The following is a 594-nucleotide window of genomic DNA, read 5'->3' on the forward strand; positions in this document are numbered from 1 at the left end:
CAGATTCCGTTTGAAACCATCGCAGAATGGACAGCGGCGGCCCCTGCAAAACGATTCGGCCTTCAGAAAAAAGGGCGGCTTGAGGCGGGGTGTGATGCAGATTTCGTGCTCGTCAGCATGGAGCCGTACACTGTTACAAGAGAATCGATGTTTGCAAAGCATAAAAAAAGCATTTACGAAGGACATACATTTTCCTGCAGCATTTCGGCCACTTACAGCAAAGGCCGGTGCGTGTACAATGATGGGGAAAAAGTCACTGAAATTGACGGAGCTCTGGTCGTTCCTTCGTAAGCCCGGCGGATATTACCGCCGGGTTTTTTGATTTCCTCCGTTCTAGTTTTTAAAATCTCATCAACGTGGTATCTTTTTTTAAAGGAGGCGGAGGCAATGGAGCATGTCAAATACATACTTAAGCAATCCTGGTCGCGCCATTCGAGCTCTAAATGGACGGAAGAATGCCCGTCATGCGGCCAATGCGGCGTGACGGCATTGGTGATTCAAGACCATTTCGGCGGCACGATTTTCAAAACAAGAGTCGATGAGAGCTGGCATTTTTACAACAGCATCAATGGTGTGGTGTACGATTTTACGAGT

At 48.0% G+C, this 594-nt stretch carries 2 protein-coding genes; both read left to right on the plus strand.

The window, feature by feature from the left end:
- Window positions 1-291: amidohydrolase family protein (locus ACWHAR_RS29655; RefSeq protein WP_452088762.1), on the plus strand; the 291-nt coding region annotated here is incomplete at its 5' end.
- 96 nt (window positions 292-387) lie between these two features.
- Window positions 388-594: YunG family protein (locus ACWHAR_RS29660; RefSeq protein WP_452088763.1), on the plus strand; the 207-nt coding region annotated here is incomplete at its 3' end.

It is taken from the genome of Bacillus sp. LR--39 (assembly GCF_053613335.1).